The following is a 26624-nucleotide window of genomic DNA, read 5'->3' as shown; positions in this document are numbered from 1 at the left end:
CGTTGAGCGTAGTCGAAGTGCAGCCTCTCCAAGAGTTGGGAGTCGAAACACTGCCTCCTGCCTTCTTAAATTGGAAGTCCCATAGCAATTTTTTTATGTAATATTCTTTACGAGCCGATTGCAAATTCTTTGGAGTTGGTCTTGAGTTTTAATTGGCTCTCGCGGTGCTGGCAATTCAGTATTTGGCCAGTTAGGTAAATCATTGCAGGGACATAACAACGCTGGCATCCCGACGTTTCGCGCGGCTACTGGCATATTGCATCGGCTGCAAGGTAGCATATTCCATGCTGGTGTCAACAATTCAGCAATAGTTTCATGTGTACCCTCAAGGTAACAATCACCCGATTTCGGTGAAATAATTTTTTGCCAGCATTCTTCAAATTCTTGACTATAGCGATCGCCATTTAGCACCGATTGGGGCAAAAAGCTTGCCTCACCGTTGCCCGTAATCACCCTCTTACCCAACTGAAACCAGTAGGCAAGATATCCTTTAACTTCTTGTTTGGTTGCCATATTACAATTCTAGATTTTAGATTTTAGATTTTGGATTAATTTGAATCAACAGTTAAGAATCTTGACTCCTGAATGTTCCAGCATCAGCTCTATTTGGCAATGGCGAACCAAGGATGCTGAGATTGAGAACATGGCCGCCAGTCACTAAATAAACAGTTTCGCTAAGTGTTGCTAGCTGGCGTACTAAAGAACCGAGGCGATCGCGGAACGCCCTTCCAAGGGGATAAGCTGGGATCACACCCCAACCGACCTCTTCTGCTACAAACAGCATATCAGCAGCAACCAATTCCACCGTCTCTAAAAACTCTGCAAGGGTATTTTCCCAGCTAGATTCATCCTGTTCTAGGAGATTAGCAACCCAAGTCCCTAAAGAATCAACTAAGAGGCAAGTATAGGGTTTGGCATCAGCGAGGGTAGCAGACAGTTCTATAGGTACAGATAGAGTTACCCAGTCTTGGGGACGACGTTCTTGGTGTTCTAAAATGCGTTGGTGCCACTCTTGGTCATCTGGGTTATCGGTGGCTGTTGCTATATAAATAACTGCTTTTTCTGACTGCATAGCTAAAGTTTCTGCCCATTCACTTTTACCAGATCGTGCTGGCCCTGTTACTAAGATGATTTTACCCAAAGTTTTTTACTGAGTATTTTAACAAGAGAGGCAGGAGGCAGTGTTTCGACTCCCAACTCTTGGAGAGGCTGCACTTCGACTACGCTCAGTGACCACGCCAACGACTACGCGGTAGTTGAATCTCGACTTCGCTCGATTACCGCGCAGTCGAAACTCAGGGCAAGTCGCTCAACAACCGGGTAGAAGGCTCAGTTGGAATATTGCCGTAGCCTCCTGTAGTTATTATTGCAAGTGAGCTTGCGATTTAAGTCCTCCACCAAAATCTACAAAATCGTAGATTGGAATTAGATGGGGTTGAGAGCAACAAATAAATTCCCATCTCCTGCCTCCTCTACATACCCACGGTTACAATTGATCGCCACATTTTTTACTTAATGGGTGAGATTTTTGGTTTCAAATAACTTTTAAGGGATAAAATTAGCACCAACATCATTAGATGTTACAACTGGCAAAAGCCAAAAATCCCAACTACCCCATTCTTAATTATTCAATACTACTGGGGACAGCAAACTTTAGGATGTCTTTATGAACGCAGGCTTAAAACGCATTGAAGCAACTCTACACGATTTAGGGAATCGCGGCACTGCCTCTACTGCCGAAACAACTGATTCGACAACAAAACGGCCTTTCTCCTTTAGAATCAGCGTCGGCGCTAACGAACCTACAGAAAGTACACAAGTTCCATCCTCTCAGAATGGGGAAGTTAAGTCACAAGGACAAACAGTTGATTTAAATGTAAATACTGAGGTTGATTATCCTTCTGACCAAAATTTCTTTCCTCACCATGAATCTGTGCAGACCTTTCAAGCAGAAGAGAATGGTAACAAAACACCCAGCCTACCCAAGTTGAAAACTCCGACCTTTAGTAACCATCGTCACGGTGCCAATCCTGCATTGGCGATGAATCTATTGCAAGAAATTCAGGAAACTGTTGCTGGTTGGCAAACAGAATTGCAAAATATTTTAAAACAAATTCAGGATATTTACTTAGAAGGGCCAATTGTCAATGGCTGGTTAGAATCCAATCCCACCGAACCAGAACCAGGAGGAACTGCGACACTGCGCCATGCAGAAGTTGATCGCCTGATGAACTACGTAGAAGAAATTTGTGCTACTGGTGGAAAAGTATCTTATCAATCATCTATTACTGGCTATCGCCTCTGTGGTGTAGACGATACTGGTAAAGTTTGGTCGCGTCCATGTCCACCAGATCAGGTTCCCAATGTTAGTATGGCGATCGCTCGTTACCAAAAGTTACGTCAACTGCTAGGGCGCAAGCAATCTTTGGAAACTCGCCTTAGTCAACTGGCGCAAACTCTTGTAGTTTTACACAGTCATATTCAACAAACGTAAAGTTTTAAAGATTATTTCCGAAGAAACTCGGTTGGTAGGTCGGTAACTTTTGGTTTAGATTAACTCTCAGCAGTTATGCGTTGGATTTAGATTTTAATCTAAAATCGTTCGACTGAGCGTAGCCTAAGTCCCAAATCTCAAATCCAAAATTCAATCTATGCCAGACATCCAAATCTCTGCCATTATCTGTACTCACAATCGAGATACCTATTTAGGGGCTGCAATTGATAGTCTTTTAGCACAGGATTTTGCTGCTGACTTTGAAATTGTGATAGTTGATAATGGATCTAGCGATCGCACTCGTGAGGTTGTAGAACAAAGAACCGACGATCCGCGCCTGAAGTATGTTTTTGAACCCACCATTGGTTTATCTGTCGCCCGTAACACAGGTGCAAAGGTAGCCAGTGGTGATATTCTTGCTTATTTGGATGACGATGCCGTTGCCAGTAAGGGCTGGCTACAAGTTTTATATTCTGCCTATTACAATAATTCTAAGCTAGCGATCGCAGGTGGCAAAGTCACTCTCCTGTGGCCTCCAGGAATTCAACAACCACGGTGGCTATCTCCAGGGCTAGCTGCAAATTTGGGTGCATACGACTTAGGTGACAGTAACGTTTACATTGAGCAACCTGGCTTAACACCCAGAGGCTTAAATTACTCTATCCGCCGCAGTTTCTTAGAAGAAATTGGCGGTTTCGATCCTCATCTCGGTCGAGTGGGGAAAAATTTATTATCTAACGAAGAACTGCAAATGACCGAATTCGCCCTACAGCGTGGTTGGCAAGTCGCTTATCTTCCCGAAGCACTCGCCGCTCACAATGTAGCCCCAGAACGCCTCCAACGCTCCTGGTTTTTAAACCGGGGTTGGTGGCAGGGTATCAGTGAATGCTATCGAGAACAACTCGCTGGTAAAGCTGGGATCGCTCAATTACAGCGAGGTAGCGAACGGTTTGTGCGAGGCTTATATAAAGCTTTACAGTATTTCTCCGATCCCGCAGAACGGTTTGACAAACTGGTGTATGCTTACGGTCAGATTGGTTACTTAAATGCTGCTATTCAGGGTCTTTTATTTACATCAAATAAGAAATAACTAGTAACATAATTTTTACTCAATATGTCATCTAAAATACCAGTTTCAGTACTAATTCCGGCAAAAAACGAACAAGCTAACTTGCCTGCTTGCCTTACTAGCCTCAGCAGAGCAGATGAAATATTTGTAGTAGATTCTCAAAGTACCGACAACAGCATTGAGATTGCTAAAAGTTACGGTGTAAATGTCGTACAATTCAACTTCAATGGACGCTGGCCTAAAAAGAAAAATTGGTCTTTAGATAATTTGCCTTTTCGTAATGAATGGGTGCTAATTGTAGATTGTGATGAGCGCATCACCCCCGAACTTTGGGAAGAGATTGAGCAAGCAATTCAAAATGATGAATATACAGGTTACTATCTCAACCGCCGCGTATTTTTCTTAGGAAAATGGATTCGTTATGGCGGTAAATATCCTGATTGGAATCTACGTTTATTTCAACATAAAAAAGGTCGCTACGAAAATCTAAATACAGAAGATATTCCTAATACTGGTGATAACGAAGTTCACGAACACGTGATTTTGCAAGGGAAAGTTGGATATCTCAAAAATGATATGCTCCACGAAGACTTTCGCGACCTTTACCACTGGTTAGAACGGCACAACAGATATTCCAACTGGGAAGCTAGGGTTTATTTTAATATTCTTACAGGTAAAGATGATAGCGGTACTATCGGCGCTAATCTATTTGGTGATGCCGTACAACGCAAAAGATTTTTGAAAAAAGTCTGGGTACACCTACCATTTAAACCGATTTTGCGGTTTGTTTTATTTTATATAATTCAACGCGGTTTTTTAGATGGCAAAGCTGGATATATCTATGCACGTTTACTGAGTCAATATGAATATCAAATTGGCGTTAAACTTTACGAATTACGCAATTGTGGTGGTCACTTAAATACTGCAACTACGCCGAAGGAGGGAGCAGGGGAGCAGGGGAGCAGAGAAGCAGAAGCAAAGCTATTGACCATTGATTCCTGATAAAGAACTAATGACAAATGACCAATGACCAATACTTCGACTTACCTTGGCTCCGCTACCTCGACTTCGCTCGGCACAAGTCGGTACGAGTCGCTCAGTACAAGTGACCAATGACAAATGACCAATGACCAATAACAAATGACCAATGACCAACCTTTTGTAGATTTACGCAAATATGACCAATCTTGGTTTGACCGGGGGCGTCCAAGTTGGTATGTTTTATTATGGTGGTTTGTACAAGCGATCGCCTTTCCTCTAACTCCTCAACCGTTAAATATTCTACGTTGTGCTTTGTTACGATTATTTGGCGCTCGTATCGGCAAAGGTGTATTAATTCGACCCACAGCCCGATTTACCTACCCCTGGAAAGTTACCATTGGTAACTACAGTTGGATTGGAGATAACGTAGTTTTATATAGCCTCGATCAAATCCATATCGGCGAACATTGCGTAGTTTCCCAAAAAAGTTACCTGTGTACTGGTACTCACGATCTCCAAGATCCGGCCTTTGGGTTGAAAACAGCGAGTATCACCATTGAAAATGGTGTATGGGTAGCCGCAGATTGTTTTGTTGGGCCAGGGGTGCAAATCGGGGCTAATGCTGTGATTGGCGCTCGGAGTAGTGTTTTTACTAATATGCCTTCTGGACAGGTTTGTTGGGGAAGCCCTTGTCACCCCAAAACGGCTCGGCTAAAACTCGATCCCTCCACAACTCCATAGATTTTTTATAGATAAATATAGTAAGGGCGCGCAGCTAGCTGTGCGCCCTTAACTTTTCCATATATATATTTGTTTTTGGAAAGAGAATAAAAGTGCGATCGCTATATAGCTTTTTCTAATAAAAATGAGGTATAAGACTAGTATTTGATTTGTGAGAATTGCAACCCGTAGATCCCCGACTTCCTAAAAGTTACCGAGGATCTTGTTTTTTACGAATGCTTCAAGATTGTTATATATACTTCATCACTTGGAAACCGCTATTTTGTGGAAATAGTTTACTTTTATTTAATCAAATCTTTTTAATTTAAGTCTAAAATTTGTGTGTATCTAAAAAAATTGGCAGAAAGTATGGTATCCCAAATCAGCCAAGAGATATTTTAAATAGCAAAATTATTTTTGCCATTCCAACAAGTAGGCGATCGAGTGCCATCTGCCACACATCTTCATTAACTTGCTAAAGCAGGACTTACGCAAATAATAACTGAAACCCTGATTTTTAGATAGGAGTAATTTATGAATTGCCCCTACCACTTGTAATTTTACGAAAATCTTATAAAAATTTTATTTTCAAGGAAAACAAATTATAGAAGTTTTAAAAAAATTTAATAAGAGGGAAGTATGAATTTTAATACAAATGGAAAACCTGTTATTTTAATAGTCGATGATACTCCTGTTAATTTACAAGTATTATTTAACTTTTTAGAGTATTACAGCTTTCAAGTTTTAGTATCTGAAGATGGTCAAAGTGCCGTTCAGATAGCAGAATATGCTTCACCTGACCTGATTTTACTGGATGTATTAATGCCGGGAATCGACGGTTTTGAGACTTGTAGACTTTTGAAAAAAAATCCAGCCACTCAAGATATTCCCGTAATATTTATAACTGCCATGAGTGACAAGGTAGATAAAGTTAAAGGTTTGAATCTTGGGGCTGTAGATTACATTACCAAACCTTTAGAATCTCAAGAGGTTTTAGCTAGGATAAATACCCATTTACGTTTACGGAATCTCACAAAAAAACTTACAGAGCAAAATAACCGTTTAGAGATCGAAATCTTGGAGCGCCAGCGGGTAGAGGAAAAACTACGATGTCATTCAGATGCATTAGATGAGTGGAACAATCGCTATCAAGCACTAATTCAAGCAAGTGGTCAGATTCTCTACGACTGGCACTTGCATACCAACGAGATTAAATATGATGGCAATGTAGAGCGAATATTAGGTTACTCTATGCCTGAGATGTTGGGAGGTTTGAACCGCTGGTTAGAATTGATTCATCCTGACGATCGCAGCTTCTTTAACAAAGAGATTAACCGCGTTTTATCCACAAAAGAGCGATTCCATCTTGAATTTCGTGTATGTCGTAAAGATGGCACTTATATCACAGTTGAGAACAACGGGTATATCTTTTTAGATTCTACAGGTAAAGTTGCTCGAATGGCAGGCTTTGTAATTGATATTACCGAACAGCAAGCTGCGCTACGCGAACGCAAAGATGCAGAACAGAAAATCCGCGAGCAAGCTGCTTTGCTTAACATCACCACAGATGCGATTATCGTTCAAAATTTGATTAACCAAATTCAATTTTGGAATCAAGGGGCTGAACATCTCTACGGTTGGATGGCAGAAGAAGTAGTGGGCAGGAATGTCAATCAGCTTTTTTATCAAAAGCAAAGTTTTTGGCAATTGAAAAACATCCAGGAAACTTTAGCTGAGAGTGGTTCGTGGCAAGGTGAACTATATCAAGTCACAAAACAAGGCAAAGAAATCATCGTTGCTAGCCGCTGGACACTAGTAAATGACGATTGGGGGCAAGCCAAATCCATCCTGATTGTCAACTCCGACATCACAGAGAAAAAGCAACTTGAAGCCCAGTTTCTCCGGGCCCAACGGATGGAGAGTCTTGGCACTCTAGCAAGTGGCATCGCCCATGACCTTAACAATGCACTGACACCGATGATGATGACAGTACAACTTTTAGAGGCAAAGCTGCCGGATGAAAAAAGTCAGAAATGGCTGACAATTATGGAAACAAATATTAAACGTGCAGCAGATTTAGTTAAACAAGTGCTATGGTTTTCCCGCGGATCTGTAGGTAACTTTAAAACTTTACAGATACGGAATTCAATTTTAGAAATCGAAAATATTGTTAAGCAAACATTTTCCAGAGCTATTGAAATCCACATTGATGTTCCTGGGCAAAACCTTTGGGATGTCTTTGGTGATGCAACTCAGATACACCAAGTGCTGATGAACCTCTGCATTAATGCTCGTGATGCTATGCCTCATGGCGGTATCCTCAAGATTTCTGCGAAGAATTTCTGGGTTGATAGCCATTATGCCCGGATGAATATTGATGCTAAGGCCGGTTCTTATGTGATGATTACCGTGCGCGATACAGGTATAGGAATTAAAAAAGAAATAATAGATAGAATTTTTGAGCCATTTTTCACAACAAAAGAAGTGGGTAAAGGCACAGGGCTTGGTCTTTCAACAGTCCTTGGTATTATCAAAAGCCACAGCGGTTTTGTGAATGTAGTTAGTGAAGTGGGCAAAGGTACAGAGTTTCAAGTTTGCTTACCCGTAACGCAGACAATTGATGCAGATAGTAAATTAGCTAAATATCAGGAATTACCAGCAGGGCATGGAGAATTAATTCTCATTGTTGATGATGAAGATTCAATTCGAGAGGTTACTCAAACCTGGTTAGAACAAAATGCCTATAAAGTTTTAGTGGCTAGTGATGGTATTGATGCGATCGCACTATATACAAAACATCAACAAGAAATTAGTGTGGTGTTGATTGATATGATGATGCCATATATGGATGGACCAACAACTATCAATGTATTGAAAAAAATTAATCCAGATATCAAAATTATTGGTCTTAGTGGATTAGCCTCCAATCATACAATGATTAAAAACCTTGGTAATAGTGTCAAAACCCTTTTATCCAAGCCCTACACCTCAAGCGACTTGTTAATGAACTTACAGATGGTGATTAGCACAAAGTAGAGTTTGTCATTAGTCATTAGTCATTAGTCATTAGTCATTAGTGAATAACCAATTTCCAATGCCCAAGCAAAATGGTCAGTAGCAGTGGTAATATGTTTTTATGACTGCTCTAATCCTTGCTATTAATGAACAAACTATTGGATGAAACGCTGTCAATCAAAATTGCTGAACAGATAAACAGCAGAGCTAGCACTCCGTTTGATAATGCTTATAAAGCAGCATTATCTACAAAAGGAGCAAGGTATATTCAGGGATTTCTAGCTTTTGCTGGGAAGCCATATAGACCGATTGAACACAGTTGGATTGAGCTAGACGATACCTCTGATGTTCGGATTATCGATCCCACCTTACCTCACCTGAACAAAAATCCTCAAGAAATCTGGTATTTTGCAGCACATAGTCTGACGGTTAAAAAACTGAAAGCTATCATTGAAGAATCAAAAGAAGATTATCCAGAAGACGATCCATTACCAATTTATGGCGATCCACCTTATGAATATTACGGTGATGTAATGTTGGGTGGTCAAGACTATCTGGCAGCATATCAAGCCGCAGAGGCTAAGTGCAAAGAAATCAACGAACTCAACCCTGAGAGTAACTAATAAAAATGAATTATTTAATTCATAATTACGAATTACTTTACTATCACTTTGCCACAATTTTGACTATTCAGAAGATATTTTATAAGTAGAGAGGTGTAAATAATTCAAGGTTTGTAGGTAAGGATTCAGACCTCATAAGAGGACTTTAGTCCTCACTACGAAATAATCCCAATATTTTTTACGTTACTTAATCTAGTTTGATTTATTCTCACCGACTTACTTAGCTTCAGAGAGTCATAAGTAATTATTTTTACTTTTTATCTTTTCTGTGCTATCGTCTGTAGCCATTCAATTAGGGGTCTTAAGGTTCCTGGCAATGCTGACTCACTGACAGTCACTGTATGCTGCTTGCCGTTATCTTCTACTGTTAATTTATATTGAAAGCGATCGCTCTGGGGATTTGGCGAAGTAATTAGTTCCGGTAGCCTAAATAAATCAGCAACTTCCACTAGTTGGCGAAGTGTGGCAGCTTCATGTGGTGGGAGAGTATCTGTATCAACGGTTGTCTTCTTGGTAATTCCAGCAAAACCGCCCGTGCGTTCAAATGATACCCGCATTTTTTCGCTCTCCGTTGTGTTATTTAGTTGAAATACATACTAAGACTGGGAGATGATAGTTCTCAACTCCCAGTTTAGCAACAACAAACAACACATCTAAAAGTTAGGAGTTAAGAGTAGAGACGCGATTAATCGCGTCTGTACAAGAGTTAGGAGTTAGAAGTTAAGAAAAAACTCCTAACTCCTAATTCCTCATTCCTCACTTTAAATAACTCCTACCTTTTGCCAAGCATTTCGCACAGCTTTTTGCTCATTACTGTCATTACCGTAGAGTTCGCCAGCAACTTGAATGGTGACGTTGGCAGCTTTTTTAAAATCTGCATTAGGACGTAGGCGATCGCGTAAAGCTATATACCATATTTTGCCAGCTTTTTCCCAGGCATAGCCACCAATCTCAACAGCCGCTAGATAAAAGGCATAGTTAGGGATTCCTGAGTTGATATGTACTCCAGCATTATCTTCAGTACCAGTATATTTATCTTTTACATGGGCAGGTTGCGGATCTTTACCCATTACAGAGTCATCGTATGCTGTTCCAGGTGTTTTCATGGAGCGGAGGGCAACACCTTTGACAGTCGGTACTAAAAGACCTTCACCAATCAGCCAATCTGCTTCTTGTGCAGTCTGATTTTTAGTCTTTTGTTTCACCAAGGAACCAAAGACATCAGAAAATGACTCATTCAGTGCCCCAGGTTCGCCATAATACTGTAAACCTGCTTCGTACTGGGTTATACCGTGAGTTAACTCATGTCCAATCACATCAATTGATTTCGTAAAGCGTTGAAATAGTTCTCCGTCGCCATCACCATAAACCATTTGGTCGCCGTTCCAAAAGGCATTGTCATATTTGACACCATAATGCACGGTGGAGTCTAAACGTAGTCCTTTATCATCAATGGAATTGCGATCGAACATCTCATGAAACAAGTCATAAGTTGCACCAGCAGCATCATAGGCTTCATTCACTGTTGGATCGCTGCTAGGAGGATCGCCCTCAGCACGCACCAGCGTACCAGGAAGTTGCTGCCCATTTTTGGCATCGTAGATGGTGCGGCGTTTCTCACCAGGAGAAGGCGCAAACGAGATATTACCTACAACATTTCTTCGTCCTAAAAATTGTGCCGAAATATTTAATGTATGAAATGCCCAAGTACGCTGCTGAGGATTGCCATTCACCACGACATTTTTTAGTATATGGGGTGGGATAATACAACAAATAGGGCATCTAGAGTATGGTGATTGCTCATGCTTGAAACTGACTGATTTCTTTTTATTTCGAGCCATCCAAGATATTCTCCTTTTGAAACTAAGTGATGGCAAACAGTGGCTTTAACTCCACTGGAGAAAAAAGCAGAAAAACGAGTCCAAATCGCGTGTTCCTGGTTTCTTTTCTGAAGAAAATTTTCTACTCTGCATTTTTGAATAGGTCTGTAGAGGATTGATAGGATGCTCGCTGGTACTTATGATGTGGAAATATTGTATAAAAACACCAAGCCAGCTTAATTAACGCAAGTTTCAGTCAAGACCCTTGTGTGAGTTAGCAAGACTTCCTCTACAGGCCTATTGAGTTTATATATTAGTTCTTATCAACAGAAATAATATTATTTATTGCTGTTTTGTTACTATCAAGCTGTTAATTTTATAAATGCCTATTGGAGACAGGGAAATCTCAAATCTAGGCATCCAAAACCGATAATTTTCACAAACAGCCACCAAATACCGCTATACCATAATATTTCCAAGGTACTGCAACTGTCTTAAATCCTGCTTCGAGCAACATTTGGAAATGAGCATCTAAGCTAGCTAGCTGGTCTTGACTAGAGTAACCTTGAGTAGTGCTAGTGGCACGTTTAGTGCGGATCTCTGTCAAATTAATTCCCTGTTCAACTGCCCATTCCTCTCGTGCTGCTTTGTAAACTTCTGCTAAGGCTGGTGATTCTGGTAAGGTAGGATCTGCATTCCAAAAACAGCCGTCTTGAGTGAGGCTACCAGCAATTCGCTCAAATAATTTCAACTTCATCTCATCTTGGAGATGGTGAATTGCCAAAGATGAGACACAGGCATCAAATTCGCTACCAATATCCAAGTTCTCTGGATTATCTGCCCAGTCGCCAAAATCTGCTTGTATACCAGTCCAGCGTTGTTGATATCCAGCTGCTGTGATTTTATCTTGAGCAAATTGCAACATTCTAGGTGAGTAATCTAGGGCAATTACTTGGGAATCTGGAAAGCGGTTGAGTATCTTGAGACTAAGTTCGCCTGTACCACAGCCTAATTCTAAAATACGCCGACTTGTAGAAGTTAAACAACGGGTAATTACCTCCAACATCTCATTGTATCGCGGTAACAGTTGGCGAATACCAGTGTCAAAATCCGCAGTGTTGGCGAATACCTCTCCGGGAAATACCTGCTGCATAAGATTTGGAAAAAATAGACAAATTAATCAATATTAATCATCCATCATTACTGGGGTATATGCTACACCGATAAGAAGAACTATTAGTATTAAAATATATACACTAAAATCTATTTTTTCAAAAACAACGTACAATTTTGCTGAGAGATTGCTAAAGTCGTTCAGAGTGAGGATGAGCAAAGTTAATTCTGAGCAGCCTGATATAACAGATAACGATATGTTTCCAGATGAAACAAATTGTTAATTAGCATCGAAATTCTATGTAATCGCCGATTAAATCGTGATTTTTCTAACATATAGGATGAAGTTTTGGTCTTTCATATAGCTACAAGCCTTACTATGATTGCCATCAAAAAACATTGCCGCGATTATTGCCGTTGTAATAATTTCCGCATCGCTCATTTCTCTGCGACAGTCTTCTTAGCGATGGCTCTTGCGTTTATGGTGAAATAAGCTGAAGTAATTCTTGTCTTTTCACTAACCTCTATCTTCTGTCAGGTGCGAACTGACATCAAACGTACTAATCTACCTCTAGTGGAACAGGCTTCGCTGTGTTTGGTTGAGCAAAAGATGGATTTTAGTCAGACTCTAATTGCAAAAAGTGATGCCATTCTCGATCAATGGGTAGAAGCAGTTTACCAGGATCAACAAATTGAAGCTACTAATGAACTTACTTTCAACGCTGTACGGGATAGCTTACCCCGCATCTTGAAAGCATTAGCAACAGTACTTTCTGAATCTGCAACTAGCGATTTACAGACAGTAGTAGATGCAAGTTTGGAACACGGTACACTTCGTGCCCAACAGGGATTTGAACCAGAGGAAATTGCGCGAGAGTATCGTTTACTTCGGTTTGTAATTTTTTCGTTTTTAGAAGAAGATTTATTACAAGGATCTGCACAAGAAGTGCTAAGGGCTGTTCGCTTGATTGATACAGTAATTGATGAAGCGATGGCGCGATGCTTTAATAGTTATACTCAAGGACGATTACAAGAGCTTAAACAACTCCAAAGTCAGTTGCGGTTGACTAACCAAGAGCTAACTCGTTTGGTTCGTGCTAGTAAAGAAAGTCTCTCTCATTTGGCTCATGAGCTGAAGACGCCTCTTACTTCAATCATCGGTTATGCAGACTTATTTCTGCGCCAGCAGCGTCAACAATCAGAACTCAAAGACACCTATACAAATCTTGAAAGTATCGAGCGAGTTCTTAAGAGTGGTAGACTTATTGTCCGGTTAATTAACGATACTCTGGAAATTTCGCGTTACGATGCCGGACAGATGAAATTGCAGCCGACTTTAACCGATGTCCGTAGTTTAATCAACTCTATTTTAGAGATGATTGAGCCATTAGCGCGTGTGAAAGAATTATCCTTGGTTGTTGAATGCGAACGCGCCCCCAGTCAAGTTAACACAGATCCGCTTCGGCTTCAGCAAATTCTGACAAATCTGCTGAGTAACGCAATTCGCTACACAGAATCTGGTTCAATTCATTTGGAGTGCTGGACGATATCTCAACAGCACTGGGCTATCTCTGTTACTGATAGTGGTATTGGTATTTCTTTGGATGCTCAAGCACAAATCTTCAATCCTTATTTTCGGGAAGTAACTGCTCCCCAAGTGCAAAGTTCTGATGGTACAGGATTAGGTTTAGCAATAGTCTCTCGATTGGTTCAGTTAATGGATGGTGAAATTAAAGTAGATTCACAGCTAGGAAAAGGATCTACATTTACTGTCATTTTGCCATTAGAAGCAATCGTTCAGGTATGACTGTTGCTATTCCTAAAATTCAAAACTTGAGACTAAAATTGCATAAACTGGTACATTACACTGCGTTAACGCACCTAAAATTGGCACATCTACCCGTCAATTTGACCAACGCGGCGGATATTCAAAATGTCGCTCATTTTCTTAATTTGGACGAATACTAGCAATTACTTGGGCATCTGGAAAACGGTTGAGTATCTTGAGACTAAGTTCGCCTGTACCACAGCCCAATTCTAAAATACGCCGACTTGTGGAAGGTAGACAACGGGCAATTACCTCCAACATCTCATCGTATCGCGGTAACAGTTGGCAAATACCTCTCCGGGAAATAATTGTTGCATAGGGATTGGAACTAATATATACACTAATCAATATTCCCAAGCAATTTTGGGGACACCTTCTAAAGATGTGACATCATCAAAAATTAAGAATCTATTACACCTCAATTGAAAACTACTATAGTCAAGTCGCTTCGCTCCAATTAAAAATTAAAAATTATTAATTAAAAATTCTATCATTGGGAAATTGTACCCAAAATTAATTACAAATTATTATTATTCTTAATTTTTAACTTTTAATTGAAAAAAGGTCACGAAAGAACTGTTTTTTCTCTGACCCAAGCAATTAAGTTTTTAACTTTTCCTTTTAAGCTATATTGAGAAGTATCAATTGTATTAGCTTCTAGGATATCAGAAATCAACTTTGCAACTACACCAAAAGTAGAAGTTTTATTGTATATTAGATAATTACATTTGCTTAATAAATAGATATCTATTAAAGCTTGAACACCATTTTCAAATCTATCTGGACATTCAGGATTCTGATGTAAAGAAGATCCTGAGGCAGGGTACCACTTATCTGTCACTAAAATATTAGTATATTTATCTCTAAACAAATCTTCTACTGCTGGATTATCAGTAGCTAAAAATATCAAACTTTTAGGATGTTTTTCAAGAATCTTATCAACAAATTTTAAATAGAGGTTTTTGGAAGTTTTTCTGTCAGTATATCTAACATGAACGCCGATTACTATATCTTCAAAAGAACTATCTACAGTTTTTTTAACAATTGCTTCAATATTAGGGTGTAAACTCAGATTTTCTCTAATTATCTTTTTTAAAATAGTTTCATTACTCAGACTTTGTAGATAAGCGAAATCACCTAAAAAATGTCGTCTTAGCTTATAAGTCTCTGTTACATACGACCATCTAATCAAAATATCTTCACTATAATCTATGCGGGACATATTAGTAGTATATTTTGACCAGATTTTCGGGTTGTTATATCGCAAATCATCTGGAGATTCGTATGAGAGCAATACTTCATTCACAGATTTATCTAAGCTATTCTTCCAGATACTTGGATAGACAGATTGAGTAGAAGGTATTTCTGAAGCTTGAGTAACATTATGAAGATTAAAAAAGTCAGGAAAAACATTGTTGCGATTATTTGAGTAAACCTCATCGCTCCAATCAACAACTATCTTTCTATTAGTAAGTTGAGCATATAAAATACTGTCCAAGAGAGCGAGAAAACGGTTTCCCATACCTGCTTTGCCTTTTACTACTAAAAACTTCTCTGAAACCATTTTTGATTGCTCCTAACAATTTTAAACTCAAAAAATCGTTGACGAACCTGCCAGGGAAGGTTTTATTCATATTTTCTAGCTCGCCAAAATAATATCACTCATGATAGGTCAAATCAATAGTTGACGAACCTGCCAGGGAAGGTTTTATCTCTTTAGAGGCAGTTTATAGCCGTCATATTGAGTTCCCAGACAGGCTGCTAGGTAAGCAAGAGAAGGTTTTTTGTGATGGGGATATTGATACCCCGATTACTCATCAATTTGACCGACGCGGCGAATATTCAAAATGTCGCTCATTTTCTTAATTTGGACGAACACTTGCTCTAGTTGAGAGCGATCGCGTATATCTATTCCTAAATCGATCAATGCAGGTTGGCCAGCAGAGGTTTTCACCTGAGCATGACGGACATTAATTCCTTGGTCACTCAACCGTGACAAAATATCCTTTAGTACCCCTACACGGTCAAGAGCTTCAATTTGAACATCCACTGGGTAAGTATGCGGACGACCACTATTTTCGGCGGCTGGATTCCACCTAACTGGTACTAAGCGTTCATACTCCACAGTCTCCAGATTATGGCAGCCTTGGCGATGAATTGAAATCCCCCTACCTCGCGTTACCACACCAATAATTGGTTCGCCAGGAATCGGGGTACAACACCCAGCTAAATAATATACCAACCCCTCTACCCCAATAATTGGCGAATCACTGGAGCGTGAAGTAGTTGGAGATGCATCTCGCAAAGCTTTTGAACTTGGTTCTTTAGGGATAAATGGTGACACAGTGGCAACTGGTTGTTGTCCCTTCGCTACTTCTCGCCAACGATTTAGCACTAGGTTTAACGTAATTTCTCCGTAACCTAACCCAGCAAGTAAATCTTCCACGCTATGGTAGTTACACTTTTCCGCGACAATCTGCATCGCCTCTGACTTCAGCAGACTATCAAAACCAGTTTTGCCAAGTTCCTTTTCTAACAACTCTCGTCCACGTGCGACATTTTCTTCCCGGCGCGATCGCTTGTACCATTGTTTTATCCGATATTTCGCTGCCGAAGTTCTGACAAAGTTCAACCAATCTAAACTCGGATGGCAGTTCTTTTGGGTGAGAACTTCTACAATATCGCCATTGTGCAGCCGCGTTGACAGTGGCACCATTCGCCCATTCACCCGCGCCCCTGAACAGTGGTTTCCGACTTCTGTATGAATGCGATAAGCAAAATCTACAGTGGTAGCACCAGGGCTTAAAGGCACAACATCCCCCTTAGGGGTGAAGACATAGACATCATCTTCAAATAAATTATCTTTGACGCTATCAAGATATTCTTGGGCATCCTTGAGATCGGTTTGCCATTCCAGCAGTTGCCGCAGCCATGTAAACTTGTCATCTGTCGCTGTCGAATGGCTAATGCTAGAACCACCTGTTTCTTTGTACTTCCAGTGGGCGGCAATCCCATACTCGGCGATATGATGCATTTCGATTGTGCGAATTTGCACTTCTAAAGGACGGCCAGTTAATCCAATCACCCCAGTATGCAATGACTGGTAACGGTTAGGTTTTGGCAGTCCAATGTAGTCTTTAAATCTCCCAGGAATTGGGCGAAAAGCATCATGAACCACTGCCAACGCCCGATAGCATTCTTCATTGGTTTGAACAATTATTCGCAGCGCTGCCAAATCGTAAATTTCATGAAATTCCTTTTGCTGGCGGTGCATTTTTTGATAAATGCTGTAAAGGTGCTTGGGACGACCGCTAATCTCCTGAAAGTGGATTCCGGCTTGCTGCAAACGTTCTCGCAAAATATCTGTAGCTTTGGCCAATTTCTCTTCTCGCGCCGTCCGTTTTTCAGAAACATGCTCTTGCATTTGGCGGTAAGCTTCCGGTTCCAAATACTTGAAAGCCAAATCTTCCAGTTCCCATTTAATTCGCCAAATCCCCAAGCGATTGGCTAAGGGTGCGAATATATCTCGCGTTTCCTGGGCACTGCGGCGGCGGCTGGCCTCTGACATATATTGTAAAGTTCGCATATTATGCAAACGATCTGCCAATTTCACGACAATTACCCGAATATCTTGCGCCATTGCCAAAAACATCCGCCGGAAGTTTTCGGCTTGGCTTTCGGTTTTGCTGGTGAAATTGATTTTAGAAAGCTTGGTGACACCTTCGACCAATTGTCGCACTTCTGGGCCAAAGCGTTCTTCTATTTCTTGACTTGTAACTTCTGTATCTTCAACGACATCATGGAGAAATCCAGCTGCTATCATAGCAGCACTGCCTCCCAAGTCACGCAACAATTCAGCCACAGCGATGGGATGAGCAATGTATGGTTCTCCCGATTTGCGATATTGACCTTCATGCAGTTGGTAAGCAAATTCAAATGCTCGACCAATTAAGACGGCATCATTATGTTTTCGGTCATCTTCTGCTGCGCCGCTAGTTGTCGATGACTCCTTCAAACATTTTTTTAACCATTCGGGAATGGCAAGGTCAACTGATGAATTTATCGCTATACTGCTCATACAATTTGGGTTTGAATGGATCGGTAGATAAGTGAATGATAAATAAAACTAGCAGCATCGCCCTGATAAAGATGCTGTTGCCCAAAGAAGGGTGGAAAAAGCAGTGTAAGGACGATTCTCCAATTGCCAGTGGTAGTCATCCAGTTTGAATTTCAAGGATCGTTAAAGAAAATCCATTGATGGCAAATAAAGCCCCAAATCACGATTTGAGGCTTTTAGTACTGATAAGTGTTTAAGAAAGTTTATTGTAGAAGAAAAATTACTTGACATTAATACTATCTTAATTAGCACTGGATGTCTTTAAACCCTGAGAAATATCTGGCATTCGTAACTTTATTAGAGCAATTACGCTCCGATGCCACAACTACCCAAATCGCTGCGCCCGAACTGCGGCAGCGTGTAGCCACGTTGCAGCAATTTTTTGGGCAACAGATTGTGCCTTTGGCTGATGAAAACTGGCGAGTGCAGTCTTATCAAACGGAGATGAGCAAGCAATTGCGCCTGTTGGAAATAGATGTGATGTTTTTCCAAGGAGCGCGGCAAGCATCTACTGTACAAACGAGACTTCAAACGATTAGCGATCGCTTGACAACCCTCATTCAATACTGTGATGCCATTCTGCAACCAGAAGCGGAAGGAGAAAAATAACAATTGTTCACCTTTTTCTCTAATTTCTCCATCATCTCATTTATGACCTATGATGGAAAGTTATTTTGCTAACAAGTTGTCATTTGTCACTTGTACTGAGTTTCGACTGCGCTCAACTACCGCGAAGCCGTTGGCGTGGTCACTGAGCGTAGTCGAAGTGCAGCCTCTCCAAGAGTTGTATTTGTCATTTGTCATTGGTTATTCCGTTTCTCTCATCTCCCCATGCCCTATACCCCATTCCCAATACCTTTGAGGAGAAGATTCATGGTGCGGCGCATGTATGCTTCTACTGGCTCGGTTGTGGGTTTGAAGATCAGTGCATAATATAGTGAACCGCTTACAAGGTCGATAATTAAGTCTACGTCTGCGTCCTTGTGAATTTCGCCTCTGGACTTGGCACGCTCAAGTATTTTAGAAAAGGCTTCACGTCTGAGTTTTGTATATTTTGTCCAATAGACCTCGGCAAACTGAGGATTGCTAGAGGCTGTACTAATAATCAGCGCAAGTGTCTGACGACCAAGGGGACTATCTATTTTTTTGGCGGCATTCTTAATCAGGATATCCATGTCTCCCCAAAAGCTGCCGGTATCGGGGATCGCTAAATCATCTCTGAGACTTTCGATCGCGTCTGCAACTAGTTCTTCTTTGGAAGTATAACGCCGATAGATGGTTGTTTTACCAACTCCAGCACGAGAAGCGATCGCTTCTATACTCATGCTTTCATATCCTACCTCTGCAAGCAGATCCAAAGTTGCTTGCAGAATCGCTTGGTCGGCGTGGATGCTGCGTGGGCGTCCAGAGGTGCTGTTGATTTGCTTACTCATAAAAATATCATCCCCAAGCAATATCTTTTTGGTCATTTACTCCACTGTTGGGCATAGAACATCGCTTCTGGGAAACAAATAAGCTTTATACCCAATACCCTTGATTTAAGGGCTACTGGCAACAATTTTGGGGTTTCAAGACGCGATAAATCGCCGTCTCTACAAGTGTTTTTTTTGTTGCTCGTTCTAAACTGTATTGCCTGATAACCCAATTCTCATGCACTAAAACAGCAGCAATAACCATCCATCTTTAGCATAGGTATTTCTGCCACTTTTCAGAAAAAACTCTCTTGACCGTTTTTATATGATACGCTACCGTAGCGTATATATACAATACTTAATTTTAGCTAAGGCATTGCTTGACATCTCTCAAATATTATTTGTGCTAAATAATGGCTACCAACATTAAAGGTTCTAGTTTTGACCAATTTGGTTATGTCCACGGTCCATTGAAGTGGGCGATCGCTTTTACGGCTTCTCTGGGTGCGATATTAGAAGTAATTGATACTAGTATTGTTAACGTCGCTCTTACTGATATCCAAGCTACCTTGGGTGCAACTGTCAGTGAGGTGGGTTGGGTAGTTAGCGGATATGCGATCGCTAACGTCGTCTTAATTCCTTTATCTGCATGGTTGGGAGATTACTTTGGGCGTAAAACCTACTTTATCTTCTCGCTAGTTGGTTTTACGATTTCCTCTGTTTTATGTGGGCTGTCCTTCAATCTACCGATGTTGATTGCGGCTCGAATTCTCCAAGGTTTATGCGGTGGCGGATTGCTAGCGAAAGCCCAAGCGATTTTGTTCGAGACTTTTCCGCCAGCTGAACAAGGTTTGGCCCAAGCAGTTTTTGGCGTGGGTGTAATTGCTGGGCCAGCAATTGGCCCAACCTTAGGAGGATTTTTAGTAGATGGTTTAGGCTGGCGCTGGATTTTCTTTGTCAACATTCCCTTTGGGATCGTTGCAGTCGCGATGTCTTTGGCGTTTTTGCCAAAAAATAAGGATAAAAGCGATACAAAAAACCAAGCTGTTGATTGGTGGGGAATTGGCTTTTTAATCGTGGCTGTGGGTAGCATACAAACTGTATTAGAAGAAGGGGAAACAGACGACTGGTTTTCCTCTAATTTCATCGTCTCTCTGACTATCCTCGGTATTATCGGCTTGGGGTTGTTTATTTGGCGAGAACTGAAAACAGATCACCCGGCTGTGGATTTGAGAGTTTTGCGTCACCGTTCTTTAGCTGCGGGAAGCGTTCTTTCAGCAGTGGTGGGTATGGGGCTTTATGGCGCACTGTTTGCTGTGCCGATATTTGCTCAGAGCGTGTTGCAATTTACGGCTACACAAACAGGACTATTATTAGCACCTGGGGCTTTAGCGTCTGCGATCGGGATGATTTTATTAGGCAAACTGACTAGTATAGTTGATGCCCGATTTTTAATTGCGATCGGCGCTGTCGGCTCATCTGGAGTCATGTTTCAATTAGCAGCAATTACCCCACAAAGCGGCACAGACGATTTATTTTGGCCATTGGTATGGCGCGGAGCTTTTACTGTATTTATGTTTCTCCCTTTGAGTTTGGCAGTTTTAGGCCCGCTACCCAAAAAAGATATTTCTGCTGGTTCTGGTTTCTATAACCTGACTCGACAACTAGGTGGTAGTATCGGCATTGCCCTACTTACTACTCTGCTTGACCAAAGACAGACTTTTCATCGAGCTATTCTGTTAGCAAAACTTAGCCCTTATGACCCAGAAACCAATCAACGTCTCGACTTGCTTAATGGGGCACTTCAAAGCCAAGGCATGGATGCGGCAACAGCGCAACAACAAGCACTAGCTTTATTAAGTCAAACAGTAGATATTCAAGCTGCTGTTTTGTCTTACGCAGATTGCTTTCGAGTCGTAGGCATAGGATTTCTTTGCTCATTACCCTTATTATTATTCTTGGGTAAAGGCGGTGCAGGAGTGAAAGCGCCAGTCGGGCACTAGGCTAAAGAAAATAAGGAAATAGCGATCGCATCCCTATTCTAAATTTTTTGATTGCAAAACTACGTAATAACACGGCTTCTAGATGATTCTCTGCCGAAAGTGATAGCAGAAAATTAATACACACGGATTGTTCGGGATGAAAAAAGCAAAAGTCCCACTCAGTTTTGAGCGGGACTATGTAAAGTCTTATTGCTAAAATGAGAAATTTTAATCTTAGAAAAAGTTCATTATTGTAATGATCCCAACGCTGGTTAACATCATTAAAGCACCCATAATTATAGATTGGCCTAATGGGTTGCTAAATTTTGCATTGTTCATTTAAGTAAAATCCCTTTTATTAATAGTTCCTTAACCATATCAAAATCAGTATAAATATCTATAAAAGTATTGTAAAACTTAAATTACTGTAAAGTTTCTTAATAAAAACTATCACAAACACTTTTGTATAATTTATAGTAAGTATATAGCGTAGTTATTTTCTTCTCCCATTCCCCATTTTCAAAATGTAGTAATTTCCACCCAAAATAATTACCTTATCTCCGAGCGGAATAGGCGTCTTCATGGAGTAAGATCGATATTAATCAAGGTAGAAATATTTGAATAGAAGATTATCATGACAGTCTCCACGGCATCTAGAAACCAAGCGATCGCTTTTGACTTAGAAAAATTAAATGAGCAATTTGAAACTGCCAGTCCCAAAGAAATACTGGCATGGTCTATAGAGAATATCCCAACGGGACTGGTGCAAACAAGTGCCTTTAACGTGGATGACATGATAATTACCCATATTCTTTACAGCGAACTGAAGCATCCCGTTCCTGTAATCTTTCTCGACACCTTGCACCATTTCCCTGAAAGCTTAGAATTAGTTGCCAAAGCCAAACAAATCTACAACCTGGATTTGCAAACTTTCAAAACTCCAGACCTAGACACCCGCGAAGCCTTTGAAGCCAAATACGGCGACAAACTCTGGGATACGGATATTGCTAAATTCCACCAGATTACAAAAATTGAACCACTGCTACGGGGTTTAGACGAACTCAACAGCGTTGCTTGGATTACCGGACGCCGCCGCGACCAAGCAGTAACCCGTGCAAATATGCCCATATTTGAATTAGACGGTAAAGGTCGGCTGAAAGTAAATCCCATCGCTACTTGGACTCGTCAAGATAGTTGGGTTTATGTGGCTGAACATGGAGTCATCTACAACCCCCTCCACGATAAAGGTTATCCCAGCATCGGCGACCAACCCATCACCACCAAAGTAGCTGAAGGCGAAGACGAACGCGCCGGACGTTGGCGGGGAAGTGATAAAACAGAATGTGGAATTCATATTTAGTCATTGGTCATTGGTCATTTGTCATTTGTTATTTGTCACTTGTACTGAGTTTCGACTGCGCGGTAATCGAGCGACTTGTACTGAGCGTAGTCGAAGTAAGTCGAGATTCAACTACCGCGAACGCGAACAGCGTCTCGTAGAGAAGCCGTTGGCGTGGTAACAGAGGGTAGTCGTACCCCTGCGGGGAAGCAAGCTATGCAAAGCGTCTCCAAGAGTTGTGCAGCCTCTCCAAGAGTTGTATTTGTAATTAGTATTAGACAAAGGACAAATGACTAAGAACAAAGGACAAATATGATAAAAATCCTCCATCTCTCCGATATCCACATGGGAAGCGGCTTCTCCCACGGACGAATTAATCCTGAGACTGGATTAAATACACGGTTGGAGGATTTTGTCAATACATTGTCTGTATGTATTGACCGAGCGCTAACAGATGCTGTTGATATGGTGATATTTGGTGGCGATGCTTTCCCGGATGCTACACCACCGCCTTATGTACAACAAGCGTTTGCCAGCCAATTTCGCCGTCTGATGGATGCCAATATTCCGACAGTGTTGTTGGTAGGTAACCACGACCAACATTCCCAAGGACAGGGAGGGGCAAGTTTAAATATTTACCGCACTTTGGGAGTGCCAGGGTTTGTTGTTGGTGATACATTAACTACGCACTGTATCGAAACGCGTAATGGCAAAGTGCAGGTAATTACCCTGCCTTGGCTGACTCGTTCCACCCTGATGACTCGCCAAGAGACTGAAGGTTTATCTTTGGCGGAAGTCAACCAACTATTAACGGAACGTCTGCGAGTTGTTTTAGAAGGGGAAGTTCGCCGTCTTGACCCAGATGTACCTACTATCCTTTTGGCTCACTTGATGGCTGACAATGCTAGCTTGGGCGCAGAAAGATTTTTGGCGGTGGGTAAAGGTTTTACTCTGCCCTTATCTTTGCTGACGCGACCTTGTTTTGATTATGTAGCGTTGGGACACGTCCACCGCCACCAAAATCTGAATAAATCTAACAACCCGCCGGTGATTTATCCAGGGAGTATTGAGCGGGTAGATTTTAGTGAAGAAAAAGAAGACAAAGGCTATGTGATGATAGAACTGGAGCGGGGAAGCGCTGAGTGGGAATTTTGCCCTTTAACAGTTCGGACTTTCCGCACCATTGAAGTGGATGTCTCAAAAGCAGACGATCCGCAGGCGATGTTAATGAAAGCGATCGCCAAGTATGATATTCAAGATGCTGTAGTGCGGCTAATTTACAAACTCCGCTCTGAACAGATGGATTTAATTGACAGTTCCTCTCTACATACTGCTTTAAGTCCCGCTCACACCTACACCATGCAAGCAGAATTAGTGAGTCAATTAGCCAGGCCCCGCATTCCTGAATTGAGTGCAAGTAGCAGCATCGACCCAATGGAAGCGTTGAAAACTTACTTGAACAATCGCGAAGACCTCAAAGATATTGCAACATCAATGATGGATGCAGCACAGAAGTTGCTAGCAGATGATGTGGAAGTTTGGCTGGAAGCAGCAACTAATGAGTAGGTTAAAATAACTACAATGAGAAAATATCTAAGATTTGAGTAGTAGGGATTACAGGAGTAATCATACAATGAAGATTAGAGGAATTAAACGCGGTCAAACTATTGAATTATTAGAGCAAATTCACAGTATTCCCGATGGAGCAGAAATAATCGTTAATCTAGAACTTCCTGATACTGAATCTGTAGTAGCAAAACTAAACTTAACAGATGAAGAGAGATTAGCAAAATTGAATCAATTATTTGGAGTTTGGCAAGACCAAACAGAGTTGATAGATGTCTTTGCTGAAATTAACCAGCAGCGTCATACTTACCAAGGAAGGGTAATAAACTCAATAGATAAATAGAATAAAGACTAATGTATCTCTTAGATACTAACATTTGTATTGCATTGCTTAACGGTAATTCCAAAGTAGTACCTGTATTTAATCGCTATTTCAGCCAATGCTATCTATCTACAATAGTAGTTTCAGAACTTTACAAAGGTGTTTACTGTTCTAAACAAGTTGAAAAAAATTTAGAAACACTAGCACAACTAACTGAACTATTACCTATTGAGCCATTTGATATAGATGCTGCCAGACAATTTGGTAAAATCCAAAGTGAATTGAGGCAAATTGGTAGACCAACAGGAGAAGTAGATGTACTAATTGCTGCTGTTGTCCGTTCTCGTAATGATATTTTGGTTACAAACAATATTAAAGATTTTGAAAATATACCTAATTTGCAATTAGAGAACTGGTTAGAATAGCAAAAAAGCTATATATAAGTATTTCTACAAGTGAGCGATCGCCCGCTCGTATATTCTCACAACAGGGGCGAGCGCTCTTTCAATAATGAGAGAATAATTAATATGTCCACACGATTAAACCGATTCGTAAATAGTCGGTTGATTGGCGATCGCTCTTTCAATAATGAGAGAATAATTAATATAGTATAAATTCAGATAATTGATAGTCTTAATGAGGGCGATCGCTCAATATGATACTCAAGATGCTATAGTGCGGCTACTTTATTTTAAAAACAGCTTTACTGGCTAAAAAAAGTCGAATTTACACTACTGTTTTGTATTAAAAATCACATCTTTTTAGCAAATATTATGTATGCAATCAGATTGTTTTTCTATCCAGCAAAAAAACTGTCTTCTGAAATGCCTTGGTAAATCAGATTTATTTGCTACTTTCGATCGTTAATTGCTCATTGAGTAAAAAAAAATTAATTCAGATGATAAATATTATTCTATATACCCTATAATTCTCCTAATCACGGTATGCGTGTAGAAATACCGTAGATTTAGGGGTGATTCTAATGAGCAAGTCGCAACAACCGACACAGTTAAGTAAATTTCTAAGTGAAGGAATACAGCCTTATGTCATGAAAGCTTTGCAGAGTATACAACTCCGGTATCAACACGCAATTAAAAATTGGTTGAATGGACGCAGTGTACAAAGCTTTGTGAGTCTATTTTTAACAAGTATTTTTTTGAGTATAGCAGTTGCCTCCTGTTCTGGAAGCAGTTCAGCTAGCAAAAATGATGTTAAGCTAAAACTTGTATCTTTCTCTGTCACCAAAGCCGCTCATGACCAGATAATTCCCAAATTTATCCAGAAGTGGAAGCAAGAACATAACCAAAACGTCACATTTGAGCAAAGTTATGGAGGTTCTGGCGCTCAAGCGGCTGCTGTCATTAACGGTTCGCAAGAAGCAGATATAGTACACTTGGCACTTCCCCTGGATGTCAGCAAAATTCAACAAGCAGGTTTGATTAAATCGGGTTGGGAAACCGAAGCTCCCAGAAATGGTATTGTTAGTAAATCGGTTGCTGCGATCGTTACTCGCGAAGGCAATCCAAAAGGTATCAATACTTGGGCAGACTTGGCAAAAGATGGGGTGAAAGTGATTGCAGCTAACCCAAAAACTTCTGGTATTGCTATTTGGGAATTCTTAGCTTTTTGGGGTTCGGTGAGTCTAACGGGAGGCGACGAAGCCACAGCGTTAAATTATGTCACTAAAGTTTATAAAAACACCCCTGTTCTGACAAAAGATGCCCGTGAAGCAAGCGATTTATTTTTCCAAAAAGGTCAGGGAGATGTCTTAATTAACTACGAAAATGAGGTAATTTTGGCGGGTAAAAATGGGGCTAAGTTGCCTTATATTGTACCCCAAGTCAATATTTCCATTGATAATCCTGTAGCGGTAGTTGATAAAAACGCTGATAAGCACGGTACAAAAGAAGTTGCACAAGCATTTGTTGATTTTCTTTACTCTACAGAAGCTCAACGGGAATTTGCCAAATTACAATATCGTCCTGTTAACCCCACCGTTAGCCAAGAAGTAGCATCACAACATCTGCCAATTAAAACTTTATTCACATCTCAAGATTTAGGTGGCTGGGATATTATCCAGAAAAAGTTTTTTGGAGATGGAGCAATTTTTGACAAAGTGCAAGCTGCAAACAAAGCATGATATATATTTTCTAATGCAGCATTCTTTACTTGCAGATAGCCAAGCATAAGCAATTCACAGTCATTTTATTTAAATTGATAATT

24 protein-coding genes and 1 pseudogene are annotated in these 26624 nt (G+C 40.7%); 14 read left to right on the top strand and 11 right to left on the bottom strand.

The features are described from left to right. Positions 1-93 precede the first annotated feature (93 nt). Positions 94-513, bottom strand: coding sequence for a hypothetical protein (locus tag ACR5KR_RS15365; protein WP_445631621.1), 420 nt, complete (start codon positions 511-513; stop codon positions 94-96). 52 nt (positions 514-565) lie between these two features. Beyond that, positions 566-1141, bottom strand: coding sequence for a bifunctional adenosylcobinamide kinase/adenosylcobinamide-phosphate guanylyltransferase (gene cobU, locus ACR5KR_RS15360; protein WP_448267114.1), 576 nt, complete (start codon positions 1139-1141; stop codon positions 566-568). A 525-nt stretch (positions 1142-1666) separates the two neighbouring features. Between cobU and ACR5KR_RS15355 the strand changes: the two genes are divergently transcribed. From ACR5KR_RS15355 to ACR5KR_RS15330, 6 genes are all read left to right on the top strand, one after another. Beyond that, entirely contained in the window at positions 1667-2494 is an 828-nt protein-coding gene (locus tag ACR5KR_RS15355; protein WP_445631623.1) for a hypothetical protein, read from the top strand. 157 nt (positions 2495-2651) lie between these two features. Further along, on the top strand, positions 2652-3584 hold the full coding sequence (locus ACR5KR_RS15350; RefSeq protein WP_448267113.1) for a glycosyltransferase: 933 nt from the start codon (positions 2652-2654) through the stop codon (positions 3582-3584). A gap of 24 nt (positions 3585-3608) precedes the next feature. Next, positions 3609-4565: a glycosyltransferase family 2 protein gene (locus ACR5KR_RS15345; protein WP_445631625.1), complete on the top strand. Its 957-nt coding sequence runs from the start codon at positions 3609-3611 to the stop codon at positions 4563-4565. A gap of 138 nt (positions 4566-4703) precedes the next feature. Next, the gene (gene hpsU / locus ACR5KR_RS15340) at positions 4704-5285 is read left to right on the top strand and encodes a hormogonium polysaccharide biosynthesis acetyltransferase HpsU (protein ID WP_445631626.1); all 582 of its coding nucleotides are present in this window, start codon (positions 4704-4706) and stop codon (positions 5283-5285) included. A gap of 618 nt (positions 5286-5903) precedes the next feature. After that, entirely contained in the window at positions 5904-8300 is a 2397-nt protein-coding gene (locus ACR5KR_RS15335) for a hybrid sensor histidine kinase/response regulator (RefSeq protein WP_448267112.1), read from the top strand. Between the two features lie 125 nt (positions 8301-8425). Then, on the top strand, positions 8426-8902 hold the full coding sequence (locus ACR5KR_RS15330) for a hypothetical protein (protein WP_445631628.1): 477 nt from the start codon (positions 8426-8428) through the stop codon (positions 8900-8902). 257 nt (positions 8903-9159) lie between these two features. On the opposite strand, the gene ACR5KR_RS15325 is transcribed toward ACR5KR_RS15330, so the two are convergent. From ACR5KR_RS15325 to ACR5KR_RS15310, 4 genes and pseudogenes are all read right to left on the bottom strand, one after another. Next, positions 9160-9459, bottom strand: coding sequence for a protealysin inhibitor emfourin (locus ACR5KR_RS15325; RefSeq protein ID WP_445631629.1), 300 nt, complete (start codon positions 9457-9459; stop codon positions 9160-9162). A 204-nt stretch (positions 9460-9663) separates the two neighbouring features. Continuing rightward, a complete protein-coding gene (locus tag ACR5KR_RS15320; protein ID WP_445631630.1) occupies positions 9664-10743 on the bottom strand; it encodes a M4 family metallopeptidase in 1080 nt (359 codons plus the stop codon). A 415-nt stretch (positions 10744-11158) separates the two neighbouring features. Then, positions 11159-11875, bottom strand: coding sequence for a class I SAM-dependent methyltransferase (locus ACR5KR_RS15315; RefSeq protein WP_448267111.1), 717 nt, complete (start codon positions 11873-11875; stop codon positions 11159-11161). Positions 11876-12102: 227 nt separating this feature from the next. Further along, a pseudogene (locus ACR5KR_RS15310) lies at positions 12103-12295 on the bottom strand (IS982 family transposase); the annotation flags it as partial. A gap of 150 nt (positions 12296-12445) precedes the next feature. Between ACR5KR_RS15310 and ACR5KR_RS15305 the strand changes: the two are divergent. Next, positions 12446-13642: an ATP-binding protein gene (locus tag ACR5KR_RS15305; protein ID WP_448270205.1), complete on the top strand. Its 1197-nt coding sequence runs from the start codon at positions 12446-12448 to the stop codon at positions 13640-13642. Between the two features lie 141 nt (positions 13643-13783). Here ACR5KR_RS15305 and ACR5KR_RS15300 read toward each other — a convergent pair whose 3' ends face one another. The 3 genes from ACR5KR_RS15300 to ACR5KR_RS15290 form a co-directional block, all read right to left on the bottom strand. Further along, entirely contained in the window at positions 13784-14011 is a 228-nt protein-coding gene (locus tag ACR5KR_RS15300; protein WP_448267109.1) for a class I SAM-dependent methyltransferase, read from the bottom strand. Between the two features lie 217 nt (positions 14012-14228). Beyond that, on the bottom strand, positions 14229-15227 hold the full coding sequence (locus ACR5KR_RS15295) for a nodulation protein NodZ (RefSeq protein ID WP_445631634.1): 999 nt from the start codon (positions 15225-15227) through the stop codon (positions 14229-14231). A gap of 246 nt (positions 15228-15473) precedes the next feature. Then, positions 15474-17741, bottom strand: a complete 2268-nt coding sequence (locus tag ACR5KR_RS15290) for a RelA/SpoT family protein (RefSeq protein ID WP_448267108.1) — start codon at positions 17739-17741, stop codon at positions 15474-15476. Between the two features lie 294 nt (positions 17742-18035). Here ACR5KR_RS15290 and patD point away from each other — a divergent pair, with 294 nt between their 5' ends. Continuing rightward, positions 18036-18389, top strand: a complete 354-nt coding sequence (gene patD, locus ACR5KR_RS15285) for a heterocyst frequency control protein PatD (RefSeq protein ID WP_445631636.1) — start codon at positions 18036-18038, stop codon at positions 18387-18389. A 60-nt stretch (positions 18390-18449) separates the two neighbouring features. Here the strand turns inward: patD and ACR5KR_RS15280 are convergent, their stop codons facing one another. Together ACR5KR_RS15280 and ACR5KR_RS15275 are read right to left on the bottom strand one after the other, a co-directional pair. Continuing rightward, the gene (locus tag ACR5KR_RS15280) at positions 18450-18584 is read right to left on the bottom strand and encodes a hypothetical protein (protein ID WP_448267107.1); all 135 of its coding nucleotides are present in this window, start codon (positions 18582-18584) and stop codon (positions 18450-18452) included. A gap of 32 nt (positions 18585-18616) precedes the next feature. Beyond that, the gene (locus tag ACR5KR_RS15275; protein WP_448267106.1) at positions 18617-19213 is read right to left on the bottom strand and encodes a TetR/AcrR family transcriptional regulator; all 597 of its coding nucleotides are present in this window, start codon (positions 19211-19213) and stop codon (positions 18617-18619) included. A gap of 392 nt (positions 19214-19605) precedes the next feature. On the opposite strand from ACR5KR_RS15275, the gene ACR5KR_RS15270 reads away from it, so the two are divergent. The 6 genes from ACR5KR_RS15270 (at position 19606) to ACR5KR_RS15245 (ending at position 26541) form a co-directional block, all read left to right on the top strand. Next, positions 19606-21195: a DHA2 family efflux MFS transporter permease subunit gene (locus ACR5KR_RS15270; protein WP_448267105.1), complete on the top strand. Its 1590-nt coding sequence runs from the start codon at positions 19606-19608 to the stop codon at positions 21193-21195. A gap of 613 nt (positions 21196-21808) precedes the next feature. Beyond that, a complete protein-coding gene (cysH, locus tag ACR5KR_RS15265) occupies positions 21809-22534 on the top strand; it encodes a phosphoadenosine phosphosulfate reductase (protein ID WP_445631639.1) in 726 nt (241 codons plus the stop codon). A 291-nt stretch (positions 22535-22825) separates the two neighbouring features. Next, on the top strand, positions 22826-24079 hold the full coding sequence (gene sbcD / locus ACR5KR_RS15260; RefSeq protein WP_448267104.1) for an exonuclease subunit SbcD: 1254 nt from the start codon (positions 22826-22828) through the stop codon (positions 24077-24079). Between the two features lie 67 nt (positions 24080-24146). Further along, positions 24147-24422, top strand: coding sequence for a hypothetical protein (locus ACR5KR_RS15255; protein WP_445631641.1), 276 nt, complete (start codon positions 24147-24149; stop codon positions 24420-24422). 11 nt (positions 24423-24433) lie between these two features. Next, positions 24434-24826: a type II toxin-antitoxin system VapC family toxin gene (locus tag ACR5KR_RS15250; RefSeq protein WP_445631642.1), complete on the top strand. Its 393-nt coding sequence runs from the start codon at positions 24434-24436 to the stop codon at positions 24824-24826. Between the two features lie 557 nt (positions 24827-25383). Beyond that, positions 25384-26541 carry a sulfate ABC transporter substrate-binding protein gene (locus ACR5KR_RS15245; protein WP_448267103.1) on the top strand — a complete coding sequence of 386 codons (1158 nt, stop codon included), beginning with the start codon at positions 25384-25386 and terminating at the stop codon, positions 26539-26541. Positions 26542-26624: the final 83 nt, after the last annotated feature.

This window comes from Nostoc sp. DSM 114159, assembly GCF_053470285.1.
The sequence above is the reverse complement of the archived record's forward strand: the minus strand, read 5'-3'. Positions and strand labels throughout refer to the sequence as shown.